Here is a 17,384-nt window from a genome sequence, read left to right on the forward strand (position 1 = left end):
ATTTGTGAATGAAATTTAAAATTAGGTTAGTTATTTTAAGTTTTTAAACAAGGTTTGCGTGTCGAGAGTCAGTTTGTTTTTTAAGACGCAACTGCTCTCGATACCATTTCCTTAAAAGGAATAAGTTTAAAAGCGAGAATGAGGCTTATCGGATAAATAAAACTTAACATACCGGTAGGGAGAGCTTTGCTCCCGGTGCACTTATCGGTATATTTATAGTATTTCACAAATCATCTATAAACTATAAAAAAATGAAATATTTAAGCAATTTTATACAAACGTTGGCACTGTTGGGAATAACAATCTTAGTAATGTCCTATACTGGAAAAGAAAAGGAAACTATATTCAATTCCAGAAAAGTGGCATTCAATTCGGGTTGGAATTTTCATTTGAACGACAGTATAAAAGACAAGGATACCATAAATGCTTCTACTGAATGGAGAACACTAAATTTGCCACATGATTGGAGTATTGAAGGTAAATTTGATGAAAAAAGCCCAGCAGGTTATGGAGGTGGTGCTCTGAATGGCGGCTTAGGATGGTACAAAAAGACTTTTAAAGTAGCGCTTGAAAACAAAGAAAAAATTACATCAATAGTATTTGATGGTGTTTATAGAAACAGTGAAGTTTGGATTAACGGACATTATCTTGGCAAACGTCCAAATGGATATATAGGTTTTCAATACGACCTTTCTCCGTATCTGAATTATGGAGATAAAAGCAATGAAATTATCGTCAAAGTTGACAATTCAAAACAGCCTAATTCACGTTGGTATTCCGGATCGGGAATATTTAGAAACGTATGGTTGGAAACAACAGACAAACTCCATGTTGACCTATGGGGAACTTATATTACGACGCCAAAGACCAGCTCTGAAAGCGCAACCATTAATCTTGAAACTACAGTAAAAAACCAATATGCAACTGCAAAAGATGCTCTGGTGATTACTACAATATACAGCAACGGTAAAAAAATCACCTCGGTTAATCAAAAGATTAGCATCAATGCCAATGCAACTCAAACCATCAAACAAGAAGCAACGGTTAATAATCCAATACTATGGACTGTAGAAAAACCGGAATTATATACGGCTGTCACAGAAATTAGTTTGGATGATAAAATTGTGGAGGAATACAAAACCACTTTTGGAATTCGAGATTTTAAATTTGACCTTAATAAAGGATTTATTTTAAACGGAAAACAAGTCAAAATTAAAGGTGTTTGTTTGCACCATGATTTAGGACCATTGGGATCGGCGATTAATACCAGAGCCATTGAACGCCAATTGCAAATCATGAAAGACATGGGAGTAAATGGTATAAGAACCTCTCACAATCCTCCAGCCTCGGAGCTTTTAGATCTTTGCGATAAAATGGGTTTCATTGTCATGGACGAAGCTTTTGATATGTGGAAAAAAGCAAAAACCAAATACGATTACAGTCTTGACTGGGATCAATGGCATGTCAAAGACTTGGAGGATCAAATTCTTAGGGATCGCAATCATCCGAGTATATTTATGTGGAGTATCGGAAATGAAATTCCAGAACAATGGAGCGATGAAGGCGTAGTAATAGCCAAAGAATTGGCCGCCATCGTAAAAAAATTAGACACTACACGTTTGGTTACTGCTGCAATGAATCCGGCCGTTAATATGGATATTGATGCGGTCACTCTGCAATTTGAAAAGTCTAAAACCTATTTCAATAAATTAGCAACTTCGGGAGCTTTGGATATTATTGGTTACAATTATGCCCATCAAACTTTTGAACACCATCAAAAAAATTTCCCTAATGTACCTTTCATAGCAACCGAAACCACCTCGGCCCTAGAAACCCGTGGATATTACGATGCCGTTTCGGATGTCATTAAGAAATGGCCGGTAAGATGGGATCTTAAATTTACGGATGGAAATCCTGGCAATACAGTATCTGCTTACGATCAGGTTCAGGCACCTTGGGGTTCTACCCACGAAGCGACTTGGAAAGTGATGAAAAAACACGATTTCCTTGCGGGAATGTACATCTGGACAGGCTTCGATTATATTGGTGAACCAACACCTTACGAATGGCCGTCAATCAGTTCTTATTTTGGGATTGTAGATTTAGCCGGTTTCCCAAAAGACGTTTATTATATGTACCAAAGTGAATGGACTGATAAAACGGTGCTGCACCTTTTTCCACATTGGAACTGGACAGCAGGTCAAAACGTGGATGTTTGGGCATATTACAACAATGCCGATGAGGTGGAGCTTTTTCTTAACGGAAAATCATTGGGTACCAAAAAGAAAGAAGGAGACGATTTGCACATTATGTGGAGAGTTCCGTTTCAGGCAGGAACTTTAAAAGCAATTTCTCGTAAAAATGGTAAAACAGTTTTAGAAAAAGAAATCAAAACAGCTGGAGCTCCTGCAACTTTAAAATTGTCCGCAGACAGAAAAACAATCAAAGCAGACGGGAATGATTTGTCTTTTGTAACGGTTGATATTACCGATGCAAATGGGGTGCTTTCGCCAAATGCCAATAACGAAATTCAATTTTCATTAAAAGGGAACGGAAAAATTGTAGGTGTTTGTAGCGGTGACCCAGTAAGTCATGAATCCTACAAAGGCGACAGACACACAGCTCTTAACGGAAAATGCCTCGTTGTAATTCAGGCAGGAGAAAAAGCAGAAAAATTGGAATTGACAGCCAGTGCCAGTGGTTTGAAAAGCAGTACAACAATAATTACGGTTAAATAAAGAGATGTTCAAACCCGATAGGTTTCTAAAATCTGTCGGGTTTGGCAAATCAACTAAAAAATAAAAACTAACAACGATGAAAAAACGACAATTAATACCACTTTCCATATTCATGGTGTTTGGCCTTTTTGTAACTCCTAAGGGGTTTGCCCAAATACAAAATGCAGATGTTTTGAATGCACCGATCGATATCAGTAAAGATTTTCAGAATTATCTGAACACCTTTTATTTTGCTGATGAACTTACCAATTTTGACCCTCAAACAGGAAAAGGAACAGTAAAATACATTAGGAATACTTATCAAACCCGCCAGGCTTTTAACAATATGATGATGAAACCGGGGGTAGTTCCTGCCAATGAGTTTCCGGCGACCGAATATGCGGTTTCTCCCGAATTGCCTTTCCAAATTCAATTTGTTTCAGACCGAACTTTGAGAATAAAAACTACTTCAGGACCGCAATTTCGCCCTGAAAAAGAATCCTTAATGTTGGTTGATGGAGTGGCTCCTAATCACCCGGAGTTATGGAAATATTCTAAAATTGAAGGCGGTTATAAATTTACCAGCAAACATGGCTCGGTTGAAATTCAAACAAAACCTTGGCACGTAAAAATTTACGATGAAAAAGGGAAATTGTTAACCGGTACATTACACGATTCCGATTTTAAAAATACCTACACACCAACACTTCCATTTTCCTATGTGCGCAGAAACAGCGATTATTCCAGAAGCATGGGAGCCGCGTTCAGTTTAGAGCCGGACGAAAAAATATTTGGTTGTGGGGAATCATTCACCCAATTCAATAAACGCGGACAAAAAGTGGTTTTATGGACAGATGATGCCAATGGAATCCAAAACGAAACCATGTACAAACCTGTTCCGTTTTATATGAGTAGCCGTGGTTATGGGGTGTTTATGCATCATTCTACTCCTATCACTGTTGATTTTGGAAGATATTACGCTAGTGCCAATGAAATGTATATTGGTGATGATGAAGCCGATTTGTTTTTCTTCATTGGTGAACCAAAAGAAATATTGGATGAATATACCAATTTGACAGGAAAAGCTGCAATGCCACCACTTTGGTCATTTGGTTTTTGGATGAGTCGTATCACTTATTTTTCGGAAAATGAAGGGCGTCAAGTAGCTAAAGATCTACGTAAATATAAAATCCCAACTGATGTCATTCACTTTGATACTGGCTGGTTTGATGTGGACTGGAGAAATAATTATGAATTTTCTAAAGAGCGTTTCCCGGATGCAGTGAAAATGATGTCGGATATGAAAGATGATGGTTTCCATGTGTGTTTATGGCAATTACCATATTTTTCTCCAAAAAACACCTTGTTCAATGAAATCATGGACAAAAACCTGGCGGTAAGAGACCGTAAAGGAAATTTGCCTTATGAAGATGCTGTTTTGGACTTCTCGAATCCAGCGACAGTTATTTGGTATCAAGCCAAATTGAAACATTTATTTGACCAAGGAGTTTCTGTATTCAAAGTGGATTTTGGAGAAGCTGCACCACCAGACGGAATTTACAATTCTGGTCGTACTGGTTTCTATGAGCACAATTTATACCCATTGCGTTACAACAAAGCTGTTGCCGAAATTACCCAAAAAGAAAAAGGATATACTTTAATCTGGGCAAGAAGTACTTGGGCAGGTAGCCAAAGGTATCCATTACATTGGGGTGGTGATGCCGAAACAACGAATGGTGCAATGTCAGCCGAATTAAGAGGAGGACTGTCATTAGGATTAAGCGGATTCAGTTTCTGGAGTCATGATGTAGGAGGATTTGCAACCAAATCACCTGAGAATTTATACAGAAGATGGGCACCGTTTGGGATGTTAACCTCACATGTGAGAAGTCATGGTGAGCCTCCAAGAGAACCTTGGTTGTACAGCAAAGACTTTTTGGAAGGATTCAGAAACGCCGATAATATGCGTTACGAATTAATGCCTTATATCTACGCGCAAGCCAAAGAAAGTTCTCAAAAAGGATTGCCGATGATGCGTGCTTTATTTTTGGAATATCCAAATGATCCAGGCGCTTGGTTGGTTGACAATGAATACTTATTTGGATCCAGCATGTTAGTCGCTCCTTTATTCGAAGAAGTAACCGAAAGAGATGTTTATCTTCCTGCGGGAACTTGGATTGACTACCAAACTAAAAAAGTATACCAAGGCGGATGGCACAAAATCAAAGCAGGCGATATTCCAATCGTAGTTTTGGTTAGAGACGGTTCAGCAATTCCTCATATTGGATTGGCACAGTCTACAAAAGACATGGACTGGAGCAAATTAACTTTAAAAGTGTATGCTACAGATGCGACGACAACGGCTACTGCAAAAGTATTTTTGCCAGAAGGAGATGCAGTACAAACGGTTACAGTTTCTAAAAAAGGAAACAATTTTGAAACAACATCAAATCCATTAACTGGAAAAACCACTTTCAAAACCGAGTGGATAAAATAAATGAGTTGAGTTAGGTTAGTTTTTTAATCGGGGATTTAGAAAAGTCTGGCCCCCGATTAATTAAAATGAATCAAGCCATAAAAATAAATTACAATGATAAAGAAACTAATACTTCCCGTTCTATTACTATCCATAAGTATAAGTAATGCTCAAGGCAAAAAAACAAAAACCTACGAACTGGCTTCTCCCGAAGGGAAAAACAAAATTCAGTTTCAACTGGTGGATAGCGCACCAAAATATGCGGTTACTCATGGAAAAACTCAGGTGATTACGCCATCCGATATGGGTTTTATGCTTAAAAACAATGATGATTTAAGCAAAAATTTTGAGGTTGTTAAAGTTGAGAATTCCACTTTTGATGAGACTTGGGAACAGGTTTGGGGAGAAAAGAAAAAAATTAGAAACCACTACAATCAAATGGTGGTGAAATTGCAACAAAAAAACAAAGAAAAACGTCAACTCGAAATTCAGTTCCGTGCTTTCGATGACGGTGTTGCCTTTAGATATGTGTATCCTAAACAAGGGACAAAAGACAGTATTTTTATCATGGATGAAAAGACGACTTTTAATCTGAAAGAAGAAGGAAAAGCATGGTGGATTCCCGCTTACAGAGAAAATCGTTATGAGTACTTGTATCAAAATTCAAGTATAAATGCCATAGACACTGTTCATACACCATTGACAATCGAAAGCAAAAGCGGTTTGAAATTGAGTTTTCATGAAGCAAATCTGATTGATTATGCCAGTACAACATTGGTGAATAACACGGGAACACAATTAAAAACTGACCTAGTGCCTTGGGCAGATGGAGTTAAAGTTCGTGTCAAAGATACCTTTACTTCTTCTTGGAGAACCATCCAAATAGGTGAAAAATCAGGTGATTTAATCGATTCTTATTTGATTTTAAATCTGAATGAACCGAACAAAATGGGGAATCCATCTTATGTAAAACCGTATAAATATTTCGGAATCTGGTGGGCAATGCACATCGGGAAATATACTTTTTGGGAAGGGGATAAACAAGGAGCAACAACCGCTCATGCAAAAGAATATATAGATTTTACTGCCAAAGAAGGTTTACATCATTTATTGATCGAAGGTTGGAACAAAGGTTGGACACCTGCTTGGTATGAAAACCGTATGCACATGTTTAGTTTTACACAACCTGCTGATAATTTTGATTTGGAAAAAGTGGTTGAATATGGTAAAGAAAGAGGTGTTGAACTTATAGGATATCATGAAACAGGATCGAATTTAATTAACTATTTGAAACAAATTGATGAAGGTTTTGCTTTGTACAAAAAATTAGGAATTCACACGGTGAAAATTGGACACGTGGGTTCAAAATTAAATATGAAAGAATGGCACCATGGACAGTTTGGAGTAAACTATTTCAGATATGTTTTGGAAAAAGCTGCACAATATGATTTGGCCGTTTTCTATCATGAGCCAATAAAAGATACAGGAGAAAGAAGAACCTATCCAAATATGTTGGCCAGAGAAGCTGCTCGCGGACAGGAATACAATGCATGGAGCGAAGGAAATCCGCCAAATCACGTAGTTATTTTACCATTTACAAGAATGTTGTCCGGGCCAATGGAATATACACCTGGGGTTTTGGATGTTGAAATCAAACAAGGTTATCCGGGGAAAAGAGTACACGGTACAACTGCACAACAATTAGCAATGTATGTGTGTTTTTATTCGCCAATTCAAATGTTGGCTGATCTTCCAGAAAATTATAACGTTCCTGCTTATCAATTCTTAAAAGATGTTCCTGCAGATTGGAGAGACACCAAGGTGTTGAATGCAGAAATTGGTGAATACCTAACCACAGTTCGTAAAGATATAAACAGTGAGGATTGGTATTTAGGAAGTATGACTAATGAAAAAGGCAGAGAATTGACAGTTTCATTATCATTCTTAGATCCAAAAGCAACTTACGAAGCTCAAATTTATGCTGATGCCGAAGGAACCGACGAAACACACAATCCATCAGCGGTTGCTATTTCCAAAAAAACAGTAAAAGCCTCGGATGTATTGAAATTGCATTTGGGCGGGGCAGGAGGAACGGCCATCCGATTCAAAAAACTTTAGAGTTTGGGCGTGCCCCAAGGGTCGGGCTGTACGTTCCCGCTTTTTTATTGTCCCATAAAAAATGGGACAATAAAAAGAGCTCCACTGCCATCCCTCACGCAATTCTGCATTAATCAAGACTATTTGTGTTTTCAAAAAGATACCTAGCCAGTAATTAAGATGAAAAATTTTATATTTTATTTATTCTTTATATTATCTGTTGTTCCAGTTTTGGCACAAAAAAAACAGCAATACCCTTTTCAGAACTCCAATTTGGAAACTGAAAAGCGTATTGACAATCTGTTGTCGTTAATGACTTTGGAAGAAAAAGTGGCGGTATTAAGTACCAATCCTTCCGTTCCCAGATTGGGAGTCGTTGGCACAGGACATGTCGAAGGATTACACGGTTTGGCTTTGGGAGGTCCTGCCGGTTGGGGAGGAAAAGGAAAAGAACCAATTACCACAACCACTTTTCCGCAAGCTTATGGTTTGGGAGAAACTTGGGATGTCGATTTGATTCAGAAAGTCGCACAAGCGGAAGGTTACGAAGCACGTTATGCGTTTCAGAAATACAATCGCGGAGGCCTGGTCATTCGGGCCCCAAATGCCGATATTGCCAGAGACCCACGTTGGGGACGCACCGAGGAAAGTTACGGAGAAGACGCTTTTTTTAATGGAACGATGACCGTCTCTTTTGTAAAAGGACTTCAGGGGAATCATTCTAAATATTGGCAATCGGCTTCTTTGATGAAGCACTTTTTGGCCAACAGCAACGAAGATGGCAGAACCTACACTTCATCCGATTTTGATGAGCGACTTTGGAGAGAATATTATTCCGTTCCTTTCAGAATGGGGATTGTCGAAGGCGGTTCGCGTGCCTACATGACGGCTTACAACAAAGTAAACGGAATTCCGGCAATGGTACATCCAATGCTGAAAGAGATTACAGAAAAAGAATGGGGGCAAAACGGAATTATCTGTACCGATGGCGGTGCTTTCAAGTTATTACTTTCCGACCATAAATATTATGCCGATTCGTATTTGGGAGCGGCTGCAGCCGTAAAATCTGGAATCAATCAGTTTTTGGATGACTATAAAGAAGGTGTTGATGGCGCTATTGCAAAAGGCTATCTCAAAGAAAAAGACATAGACGAAGTGATTAGAGGTGATTTTCGGGTGATGATTAAACTGGGAATGTTGGACGCGACGGAAGCCAATCCCTATGCGAAAATAGGAACCGGCAAAGACACTATTGATCCTTGGAAATCCGATGCCCATAAAAAATTGGCATTGGACGCAACCTTAAAATCCATTGTTTTATTGAAAAATGATCCTGTCAAACAGTTATTGCCTTTGGAAAGAGAAAAAATCAAAACCCTTGCTGTAATTGGCCTCCATGCCGATGAGGTACTTCTGGACTGGTACAGCGGAACACCTCCCTATACGATTACTCCTTTGCAGGGTATTAAAAATAAATTGGGTTCGAATGTCGAAATTTTATACGCCAAGAACAATGCCGACGGAAAAGCAGCCGCAATTGCCAAAAAAGCAGATGTGGTTATTGTAATAGTGGGGAATCATCCGGTTTGCAATGCCGGTTGGGCCGATTGTCCCGTTCCGAGTGAAGGAAAAGAAGCTGTCGATCGCCAGTCTTTGACATTGGAACAGGAAGATTTAATCAAAATTGCATATCAGGCCAATCCCAAAACGGTAGTAGCGCTTATTAGCAGTTTTCCGTATGCGATTAATTGGACACAAGAAAACATTCCCGCAATTGTGCATTTGACACAAAATAGTCAGGAATTGGGAACTGCTTTGGCTGATGTTTTGTTTGGGGATTATAATCCTGCAGGCCGATTGACACAAACTTGGGTAAAAGACATTACGGATTTACCTGATTTATTGGATTACAATATCCGCAACGGAAGAACCTACATGCATTTTCAAGGAAAACCTTTGTATGCTTTCGGTCACGGATTGAGTTACACCAGTTTTGCGTACAATTCGATAAAAACAAACAAGGAAATTTTAGAAAAAGATGCAGCCCTAACAGTTTCGGTTTCGGTTACCAATACCGGAAAACGAGATGGGGAAGAAGTAATACAGTTGTATGTGAAATCAATCAATTCGACTATTCAACAACCCATAAAAGCATTGAAAGCTTTTCAAAGAGTAGCATTAAAAGCAGGAGAAACCAAAACAGTTGCCCTGACTTTAAAAGCTAAAAATTTAGAATATTGGAACACCAACAAACAACAATTTGAACTCGAAAAAGGACAAATTGAAATACAGGTAGGAAGTGCTTCCGATGCAATTCACCTGACCAAAAAAATAACTATGAAATAATTGCAATGAAAAAATATTTATTAGTACCAATTATTCTATTATCGCTAATCAATGTCCCATTGTTTGGTCAAGATACGAATTGGAAATTAGTTGCTGCAGATCGAATTATAAAAGTCGATTATAATAAATCAGCGGGGGAACTGAATACCATGTTCAAAGAGTGTATAGGAGCAGGAAGAGCCAATGAAGGATTGCGTGCCGATTGGCAACAGCAACTGGCAATGGTCAAAAAAGAATGCGATTTTAAATACATTCGGATGCATGGTTTGCTAACAGATGACATGGCCGTTTACCGTGAAGACAGTAAAGGAAATCCAGAATACAATTACCAATATATTGATGCTTTGTATGATTTTATTTTGAGCATCAAGATGAAACCTTTTGTAGAATTAGGCTTTATGCCTTCGGCTTTGGCAAGTGGCAACCAAACTATTTTTTGGTGGAAAGGAAACGTAACCCCTCCCAAAGATTATAAAAAATGGGAAGACTTAATTCGCAACTTAACACAACATTTTACAGAACGTTATGGTGCCGATGAAGTAAAAACCTGGTATTTCGAGGTTTGGAACGAACCTAATTTATCCCCAGGTTTTTGGACGGGTACTCAAGCCGAATATTTCAAACTGTATGATTATACCGCAAGAGCCATCAAAAGTGTAAATGCAGCTTATAAAGTGGGAGGTCCTGCAACAGCCGGAGCTGCCTGGGTTCCTGAAACCATCGAATTTTGCAGTAAGAATAATGTGCCTTTGGATTTTATTTCGACACATACTTACGGAGTGAAACAAGGTTTTTTGGATGAGTTCGGAACTTCGGGAACCGTATTGAATAAAGACGATTCGAGTGTTAGTGGAGAGGTGATCACTTCTCGTCAGCAAATTTCAAATTCGGCTATGCCAAAATTGGAATTACATTATACCGAATGGAGTTCGTCGTATACACCGGCTGATCCAATCCATGACAGTTACCATTCGGCTGCTTATATTCTTCAAAAACTAAAACAAGTGGGGAATGCCGCAAACTCCATGTCGTATTGGGTTTTTACCGATATTTTTGAAGAGCCAGGCCCACGATTTACACCTTTCCATGGAGGTTTCGGATTGTTGAATACACAGGGAATCAAGAAACCAGCGTATTTCTCCTATTATTTGCTGAACAAATTAGGAAAGACAGAACTTCAAAACAACGACACTTCCTCTTGGGCAACCAAAAATGCAAAAGGAGATGTACAATTGCTGTTTTGGGATTTTACCCATACGCTTCCAGATGCTTCCATCAACAATCAGCAATACTACATTAAAGACTTGCCATCTAAACCAAAAGGCAGTGTAAAAATTGAAGTAGCAGGATTACAAAAAGGAAAATATAATTTGGAAATATACAAAGTGGGTTACAAAGTGAATGACGTGTACACCGATTATTTGGGTATGAATAAACCAAATCAGTTGACATTGCAACAAGTAAATACCCTTAAACAAAAAAATAATGATGCTCTGATTGCAACGGAAAAAGTGACAGTCGATTCTAAAGGGATGTACAGCAAGGATTTTAATATAAATGAAAATGATGTTTTACTGCTGAATTTTGTAAAGCAGTAACGGCAATTAAAAGCGCACGGAAAGTGTTTCAGACTAAATCCTATTTCACTAAAAAGAACAGTAAATAAATATATTAACACCCAGAAATTATCGATTTTTTAGAAACCTTAAAATCGTTAAAGTCTAAAAATCTAACTATCTAATTATGAAAAACAAATTAATATACCTGTCAGTGGCAATGGTTTTTGCGGTCTTTACTTCTTGCAAGAATGAAGTGAGTACTGATTCAGGTTCAGTTGAGCCAAAAGTCTATGAAGGAAAAGAAATAAGTTCAGAATTTGATGCTGAAATTGATAAGTTGATTGCTCAAATGACAATTGAGGAAAAAATTGGAATGCTACATGGCAATAGTATGTTTACCAGTGGTGGCGTGAAACGCTTGGGTATTCCTGAATTAAAAATGGCGGATGGTCCATTAGGAGTTCGTGAAGAAATTTCTCGTGATAGCTGGGCTCCAGCAGGTTTAGACAATGACTTTGCTACGTATTATCCGGCCGGAGGTGGGTTGGCTGCTACCTGGAATGCTGATTTAGCGTACACCTTTGGTAATAGTGTCGGTCAGGAATTGCGTGCCAGAGACAAAGATATGTTGCTTTCGCCTGCGATTAATATTATCAGAACGCCGCTTGGAGGGAGAACATATGAATATTTAACCGAAGATCCATTTTTGAACAAAAAAATCGCGGTGCCTTTAATTGTTGGTTTACAGGACAATGATGTTATGGCTTGTGTCAAACACTTTGCGGCCAATAACCAAGAAACCAATCGTGATTTTGTCGATGTACAAATTGACGAACGTACCCTTCGTGAAATTTATTTGCCGGCATTTGAGGCTGCAGTAAAAGAGGCTAAAGCATATAGTATCATGGGAGCTTACAATAAGTTTAGAGGAGAATATTTATGCGAGAACGATTATATGCTAAACAAAGTATTGCGCGACGAATGGGGGTTTAAAGGGGTTGTGGTTTCAGACTGGGCAGCTGTTCATACGACAGTAAAAACTTTAAAAAACGGACTGGATATTGAAATGGGTACACCAAAACCTTTCAATGAATTTTTCTTGGCCGATAAACTAATCGCTGCTGCTAAGGCCGGTGAAATTTCAGAAACAGAAATCAATAAACATGTAAAAAGAATTTTACGTGTTTTGTTCCAAGTAAAAGCAATGGGAGGTAAGGATCGCGCTAAAGGTAGTATTGCAACCGAAGCACATTACCAGGATGCCTACAAAATTGCATCAGAATCAGTGGTTTTGTTAAAAAACGATAACAATGCGTTGCCTTTAAAATTAGATGGAGTGAAGTCTATAGCTGTAATTGGGAATAACGCAACCAAGAAAAATGCCTTGGGCGGATTTGGTGCTGGGGTTAAAACCAAAAGAGAAGTCACACCTTTAGAAGGTTTAAAAAATAGATTGCCGGGATCAATCAAAATTAATTATGCAGAAGGATATTTAGAGCGTTATGATGAAAAAAATAAAGGAAAATTAGGAGATATTACCTTGAACGGCCCTGTAACTATTGACCAATTAGATCCAACTAAATTACAAGAAGCTATAGATGCTGCTAAAAAATCAGATGTAGTAATCATTTTTGCGGGTTCTAACCGTGATTATGAGACCGAAGCTTCTGACCGCAGAAACTTAAAGTTACCGTTCGGCCAAGAAGAATTGATTAAAAAAGTAATAGCAGTGAATCCAAAAACCATTGTGGTTATGATTGCCGGAGCTCCTTTTGATATTCAAGATTTAAGTAAAAAAACCTCGGCTTTGGTTTGGAGCTGGTTCAATGGTTCTGAGGGAGGAAATGCCTTGGCAGATGTGTTGTTAGGAAAAATAAATCCTTCAGGGAAATTACCTTGGACCATGCCTAAAAGCATTAACGATTCACCGGCTCATGCTACAAACAGTTTCCCAGGAGGAACTTCAGTAAACTATAGTGAGGGAATTTTGGTGGGTTACCGTTGGTTTGATACTAAAAAAATTGAACCACTTTATCCTTTCGGATACGGATTGTCCTACACCACTTTTGCTTTCGATAATGCTAAAACAGATAAAAAAGAATATGCAGCAGAGGAGACAATAGCCGTTTCAGTAACAGTTAAAAATACCGGTAAAGTGGAAGGGAAAGAAGTGGTGCAATTATATTCATCAAAATCCGATTCGAAAATTACCCGTGCTGACAAAGAGTTAAAAGGTTTTCAAAAAGTAATGGTTAAAGCAGGAGCTTCAGAAACGGTAACGATTAAAGTTCCTGTAAAAGAGTTGGCGTATTATGACGTAAAAACTAAAAAATGGATTGTGGAGCCAGGAAATTACACTTTGAAATTAGGAAGTTCTTCCAGAGATATCAAAAAAGAAGTTGTTGTGACGATTAAATAGATACTAAGATACTGAGATTCTAAGTGACTAAGACTTAAGGAGTCAATTTTAAAAATGATAAAATAATTATAAACGAGGAATTAATATACTGAGTTAAGAAAATAGCATATGACTTTTTTTAAACTTAGAATCTTAGTCACTTAGAACCTTAGTATCTAAATAAGAGTATTGAAATATAACAACTAACCAAAAAACTAAAATTGTGGAAATGAAAAAAACAGTAAATAGTCGCCTACTCAGTGTTCTTTTATGCTTAGCTTTTTTAGGTATTTGGGCCTGTAGTTCTGATTCAGGTACAGAGGAGGAAAAACCGGCAGCAATAACGCTTATTGCAGATACCAATAAAATCGATTTTCAGAATAAAGGAAATGTTGCCAATGTAAAGGTTACTACTAATGCAAATGCTTGGACGGTTACTACTTCGGATGCTACTTGGATACAATTGAGTCAACTCTCAGGAGGTACCGGAACAACGACATTCAATATAACTGCCTCGGAGAATACCACTACAGCAACAAGAACCGCAATCATCACTATCAGTTCTAACCAAGCGGCTTCTGTAAAAATTACCGTTTCTCAGGTTGGAGCTACTCCAGTTGTCAGTTTGTACCCAAGTTATAATACGAATCCTCTTCCCGCTGATGCAACAGGAATGAGTAGTAGTGCGACAGCTTTGGCTGCCAAAATAAAATTGGGCTGGAACATTGGGAATACGCTAGAAGCTACTGGTGGGGAAACCGCTTGGGGAAATCCAAAGGTTACCAAAGCATTGATTGATTTGGTTAAAGCCAATGGTTTTAATGCGATTCGAATTCCGTGTTCTTGGAACCAAAATTTAGCAAACTCAACTACTGCACAAATAAAACAAGAATGGCTGGACAGAGTAAAAGAAGTGGTTCAGTACTGTGTCGATAATGATATGTATGTGATTGTAAACATACATTGGGACGGTGGATGGCTCGAAAATAATGTTACCGAAGCTAAAAAAGAAGCAAATAATGCCAAACAAAAAGCATTTTGGGAACAAATAGCGACTCATTTACGTGGCTTCGATGAACATTTACTTTTTGCCAGTGCCAATGAACCAAACGTAGACAACGCAACTCAGATGGAGGTTTTAACATCTTATCATCAAACGTTTGTTGATGCGGTTCGTGCCACTGGAGGTAAGAATGCCAATCGCACATTGATAGTTCAAGGACCGTCAACAGATATCGAAAAAACAAACAAATTAATGTTGACTTTGCCTACTGATAAAGTAGCGAGTCGTATGATGGCTGAGGTTCATTATTACACACCTTATCAGTTTTGTCTTTTGGACAAGGATGCTGATTGGGGCAAAATGTTTTACTATTGGGGAGCGGGTAATCATTCAACGACCGATACCGCAAGAAACCCTACTTGGGGAGAAGAAGCAGATTTAGATAAACTTTTCACATCAATGAAAACTCAATTTGTTGACAAAGGAATTCCGGTTGTTCTTGGTGAATTTGGGGCTATTCGACGTTCTGATTTAACAGGTGATGATTTGGCTCTACATTTAGCATCAAGAGCTTATTTCTTAAAATATGTTGTAAAACAAGCTAAGGCTAATGGTCTGATTCCGTTTTATTGGGATGCGGGTAATATGGGAGTAAATACGATGTCTTTGTTTGATAGAACCAATAATACGGTTTATGATTTGCAAGCATTAACTGCTTTGCAAGATGGATTGAAGTAACTTCAGAGTTGCTCAATTGCAGGGATTTTAAGTTTGGTAAGAATAAGTATCTTAGAGTCTCAGTAACTTAGAGGCTTTTTAAAAAATAAAAAAATGAAAAAAAGTATTGTATTTCTTTTTCTGATTTCTTGTTTAATGGCAAATGCGAATGTCCGAATGCCTTTATTGTTTTCGGACGGAATGGTTTTGCAGCGCAACAAAGAAATTCCGGTTTGGGGTTGGGCTGATGCCAATGAAAAAGTTGAGGTCCATTTTAACAAACAAACCAAAACCATCACAACTGATGCAAGCGGAAAATGGATGGTAAAATTAGATTCCGAGAAAGCAGGAGGACCTTTTGAATTAACCATTACAGGTAAAAACAAAATCGTCATAAAAGATGTTTTAGTGGGAGAAGTTTGGATTTGCAGTGGACAATCGAACATGGAATTTCAAATGTATAAAACGATGAATTCCGAAAAAGAAATTGCCGATTCTGATTATCCAATGATTCGTCATTTTGGTGTTGCACAAGATTTGAGTGGTTCGCCAAAAGAGGATTTAAAAGAAGGTAAATGGGTAATTTCTAATAAAGAAAATGTAAAAGATTTTACAGCTGTTGGTTTCTTTTTTGCCAAAAAATTATATGCTGAGTTAAAAATCCCAATCGGAATCATCAATACATCTTGGGGCGGAACTTGCGTAGAAACTTGGACTAGCCGTGAAGCATTCGAAAAAAGCGACGACTTTAAAGCAATGATTGCTGAAGTGCCTTCGGTAAATATGGATGCGATTTTTGAAACTTACAAAAAATCACTTTTAGACAATATTCAAAAAATTCAAGGTTTTGAAGTAACTGATGTCAATCAGGACCAATTTAAAAATTCAGATTTTAAAGACGCCAACTGGCCGGAAATAAAAGTGCCTTCTCTTTGGGAAAATCAGCAAATTGGAAATATTGATGGGGTGGTTTGGATGCGAAAAACGATTGTTTTGTCTGCGGAGCAAGCCAAAAAAGAAGCCGTTTTGTATTTGTCCAAAGTTGATGACGAAGATGTAACCTATGTTAATGGTGTGCAAGTTGGAACCAACAATATTTGGGAAGCAAAAAGAATTTACAAAATTCCTGTTGGTGTTTTAAAAGAAGGATCAAATGTAATTGCGGTTCGAATTGGAGATTATACTGGCGGTGGCGGAATATATGGAGACCCAGCCGATTTGAAAATTGATTTCAAGGATTCGATTGTACCGCTAGAAGGACTTTGGAAATTTAATGTGGTAAATGTGAAAATTTCGGTTTCGCCAAACAGTTATCCTTCATTACTGTACAATGCAATGGTCAATCCATTAATTCCGTATGCTTTTCAAGGAGTTTTATGGTATCAGGGCGAAGCCAATGTGTGGAGAGCCAAACAATACAAAAAAGCTTTCCCTTTGATGATTACTGATTGGAGAGCCAAATGGAATCAGGGTAATTTTCCTTTTTACTTTGTGCAATTATCAACTTTCAATGAGTTCAATGGGAATAGTAAAGTAGGCAGCAGATGGGCAGAACTTCGTGAAGCGCAAACCCAAACTTTGCAATTACCAAACACAGGAATGGCTGTGACAACCGATATTGGTAATGCAAAAGACATTCATCCTACCAACAAACAAGATGTTGGGAAACGCCTGGCCGCTATAGCTCTGAATAATGTTTATGGTAAAAAAAGGGTTTATAGCGGACCCATGTATAAATCAATGGAAATCAAAGCAAACCAAATTATCCTCACTTTTGACAACACTGGAAGCGGATTATCAAGTTCTGATAATGGTGAAAATCTAAAAGGATTCGAGATCGCTGGTGCCGACAAAGTTTTTTATTCCGCGAAAGCGATTATCAAAAATAATACAGTAATCGTTTCCAGCGAAAAGGTGTCAAATCCTGTTGCGGTTCATTACGGTTGGGCAGACGATGATACGGATATCAACCTTTTCAATAAAGAAAAATTTCCTGCATCACCTTTCAGAACGGATGATTGGGACATGATTACAGCAAATGAAATCTATAAAGTCAGTAAGTAGTTCAGAC

Annotated in this window: 8 protein-coding genes; all 8 read left to right on the forward strand. The window is 38.1% G+C overall.

Annotated elements, in window-relative coordinates:
• The first annotated feature begins 251 nt into the window (after positions 1–251).
• The 8 genes from ABEB23_RS11740 (at position 252) to ABEB23_RS11775 (ending at position 17,377) form a co-directional block, all read left to right on the forward strand.
• Positions 252–2,738 (forward strand): glycoside hydrolase family 2 TIM barrel-domain containing protein, encoded by a 2,487-nt coding sequence (locus ABEB23_RS11740; protein ID WP_348812795.1) that lies wholly within the window; start codon positions 252–254, stop codon positions 2,736–2,738.
• A gap of 76 nt (positions 2,739–2,814) precedes the next feature.
• Positions 2,815–5,214, forward strand: coding sequence for a glycoside hydrolase family 31 protein (locus ABEB23_RS11745; protein WP_348812796.1), 2,400 nt, complete (start codon positions 2,815–2,817; stop codon positions 5,212–5,214).
• A 93-nt stretch (positions 5,215–5,307) separates the two neighbouring features.
• Positions 5,308–7,311: a glycoside hydrolase family 97 protein gene (locus ABEB23_RS11750; RefSeq protein WP_348812797.1), complete on the forward strand. Its 2,004-nt coding sequence runs from the start codon at positions 5,308–5,310 to the stop codon at positions 7,309–7,311.
• A 159-nt stretch (positions 7,312–7,470) separates the two neighbouring features.
• Positions 7,471–9,636: a glycoside hydrolase family 3 C-terminal domain-containing protein gene (locus ABEB23_RS11755; protein ID WP_348812798.1), complete on the forward strand. Its 2,166-nt coding sequence runs from the start codon at positions 7,471–7,473 to the stop codon at positions 9,634–9,636.
• 5 nt (positions 9,637–9,641) lie between these two features.
• Complete coding sequence (locus ABEB23_RS11760; RefSeq protein WP_348812799.1) at positions 9,642–11,234, forward strand: GH39 family glycosyl hydrolase; 1,593 nt, start codon at positions 9,642–9,644, stop codon at positions 11,232–11,234.
• A 145-nt stretch (positions 11,235–11,379) separates the two neighbouring features.
• Positions 11,380–13,614 carry a glycoside hydrolase family 3 C-terminal domain-containing protein gene (locus ABEB23_RS11765; protein ID WP_348812800.1) on the forward strand — a complete coding sequence of 745 codons (2,235 nt, stop codon included), beginning with the start codon at positions 11,380–11,382 and terminating at the stop codon, positions 13,612–13,614.
• 208 nt (positions 13,615–13,822) lie between these two features.
• Positions 13,823–15,334: a cellulase family glycosylhydrolase gene (locus tag ABEB23_RS11770; protein WP_348812801.1), complete on the forward strand. Its 1,512-nt coding sequence runs from the start codon at positions 13,823–13,825 to the stop codon at positions 15,332–15,334.
• A gap of 93 nt (positions 15,335–15,427) precedes the next feature.
• On the forward strand, positions 15,428–17,377 hold the full coding sequence (locus ABEB23_RS11775) for a sialate O-acetylesterase (RefSeq protein WP_348812802.1): 1,950 nt from the start codon (positions 15,428–15,430) through the stop codon (positions 17,375–17,377).
• Positions 17,378–17,384: the final 7 nt, after the last annotated feature.

It is taken from the genome of Flavobacterium maritimum, from assembly GCF_040049085.1.
GTDB classification, from domain to species: Bacteria; Bacteroidota; Bacteroidia; order Flavobacteriales; family Flavobacteriaceae; genus Flavobacterium; species Flavobacterium maritimum.

Coding starts and splice junctions, on each gene's coding strand:
- ABEB23_RS11745 (WP_348812796.1), top strand. CDS start 2,815: ATGAAAAAACGACAATTAATACCACTTTCCATATTCATGGTGTTTGGC.
- ABEB23_RS11775 (WP_348812802.1), top strand. CDS start 15,428: ATGAAAAAAAGTATTGTATTTCTTTTTCTGATTTCTTGTTTAATGGCA.
- ABEB23_RS11750 (WP_348812797.1), top strand. CDS start 5,308: ATGATAAAGAAACTAATACTTCCCGTTCTATTACTATCCATAAGTATA.
- ABEB23_RS11740 (WP_348812795.1), top strand. CDS start 252: ATGAAATATTTAAGCAATTTTATACAAACGTTGGCACTGTTGGGAATA.
- ABEB23_RS11755 (WP_348812798.1), top strand. CDS start 7,471: ATGAAAAATTTTATATTTTATTTATTCTTTATATTATCTGTTGTTCCA.
- ABEB23_RS11760 (WP_348812799.1), top strand. CDS start 9,642: ATGAAAAAATATTTATTAGTACCAATTATTCTATTATCGCTAATCAAT.
- ABEB23_RS11765 (WP_348812800.1), top strand. CDS start 11,380: ATGAAAAACAAATTAATATACCTGTCAGTGGCAATGGTTTTTGCGGTC.
- ABEB23_RS11770 (WP_348812801.1), top strand. CDS start 13,823: ATGAAAAAAACAGTAAATAGTCGCCTACTCAGTGTTCTTTTATGCTTA.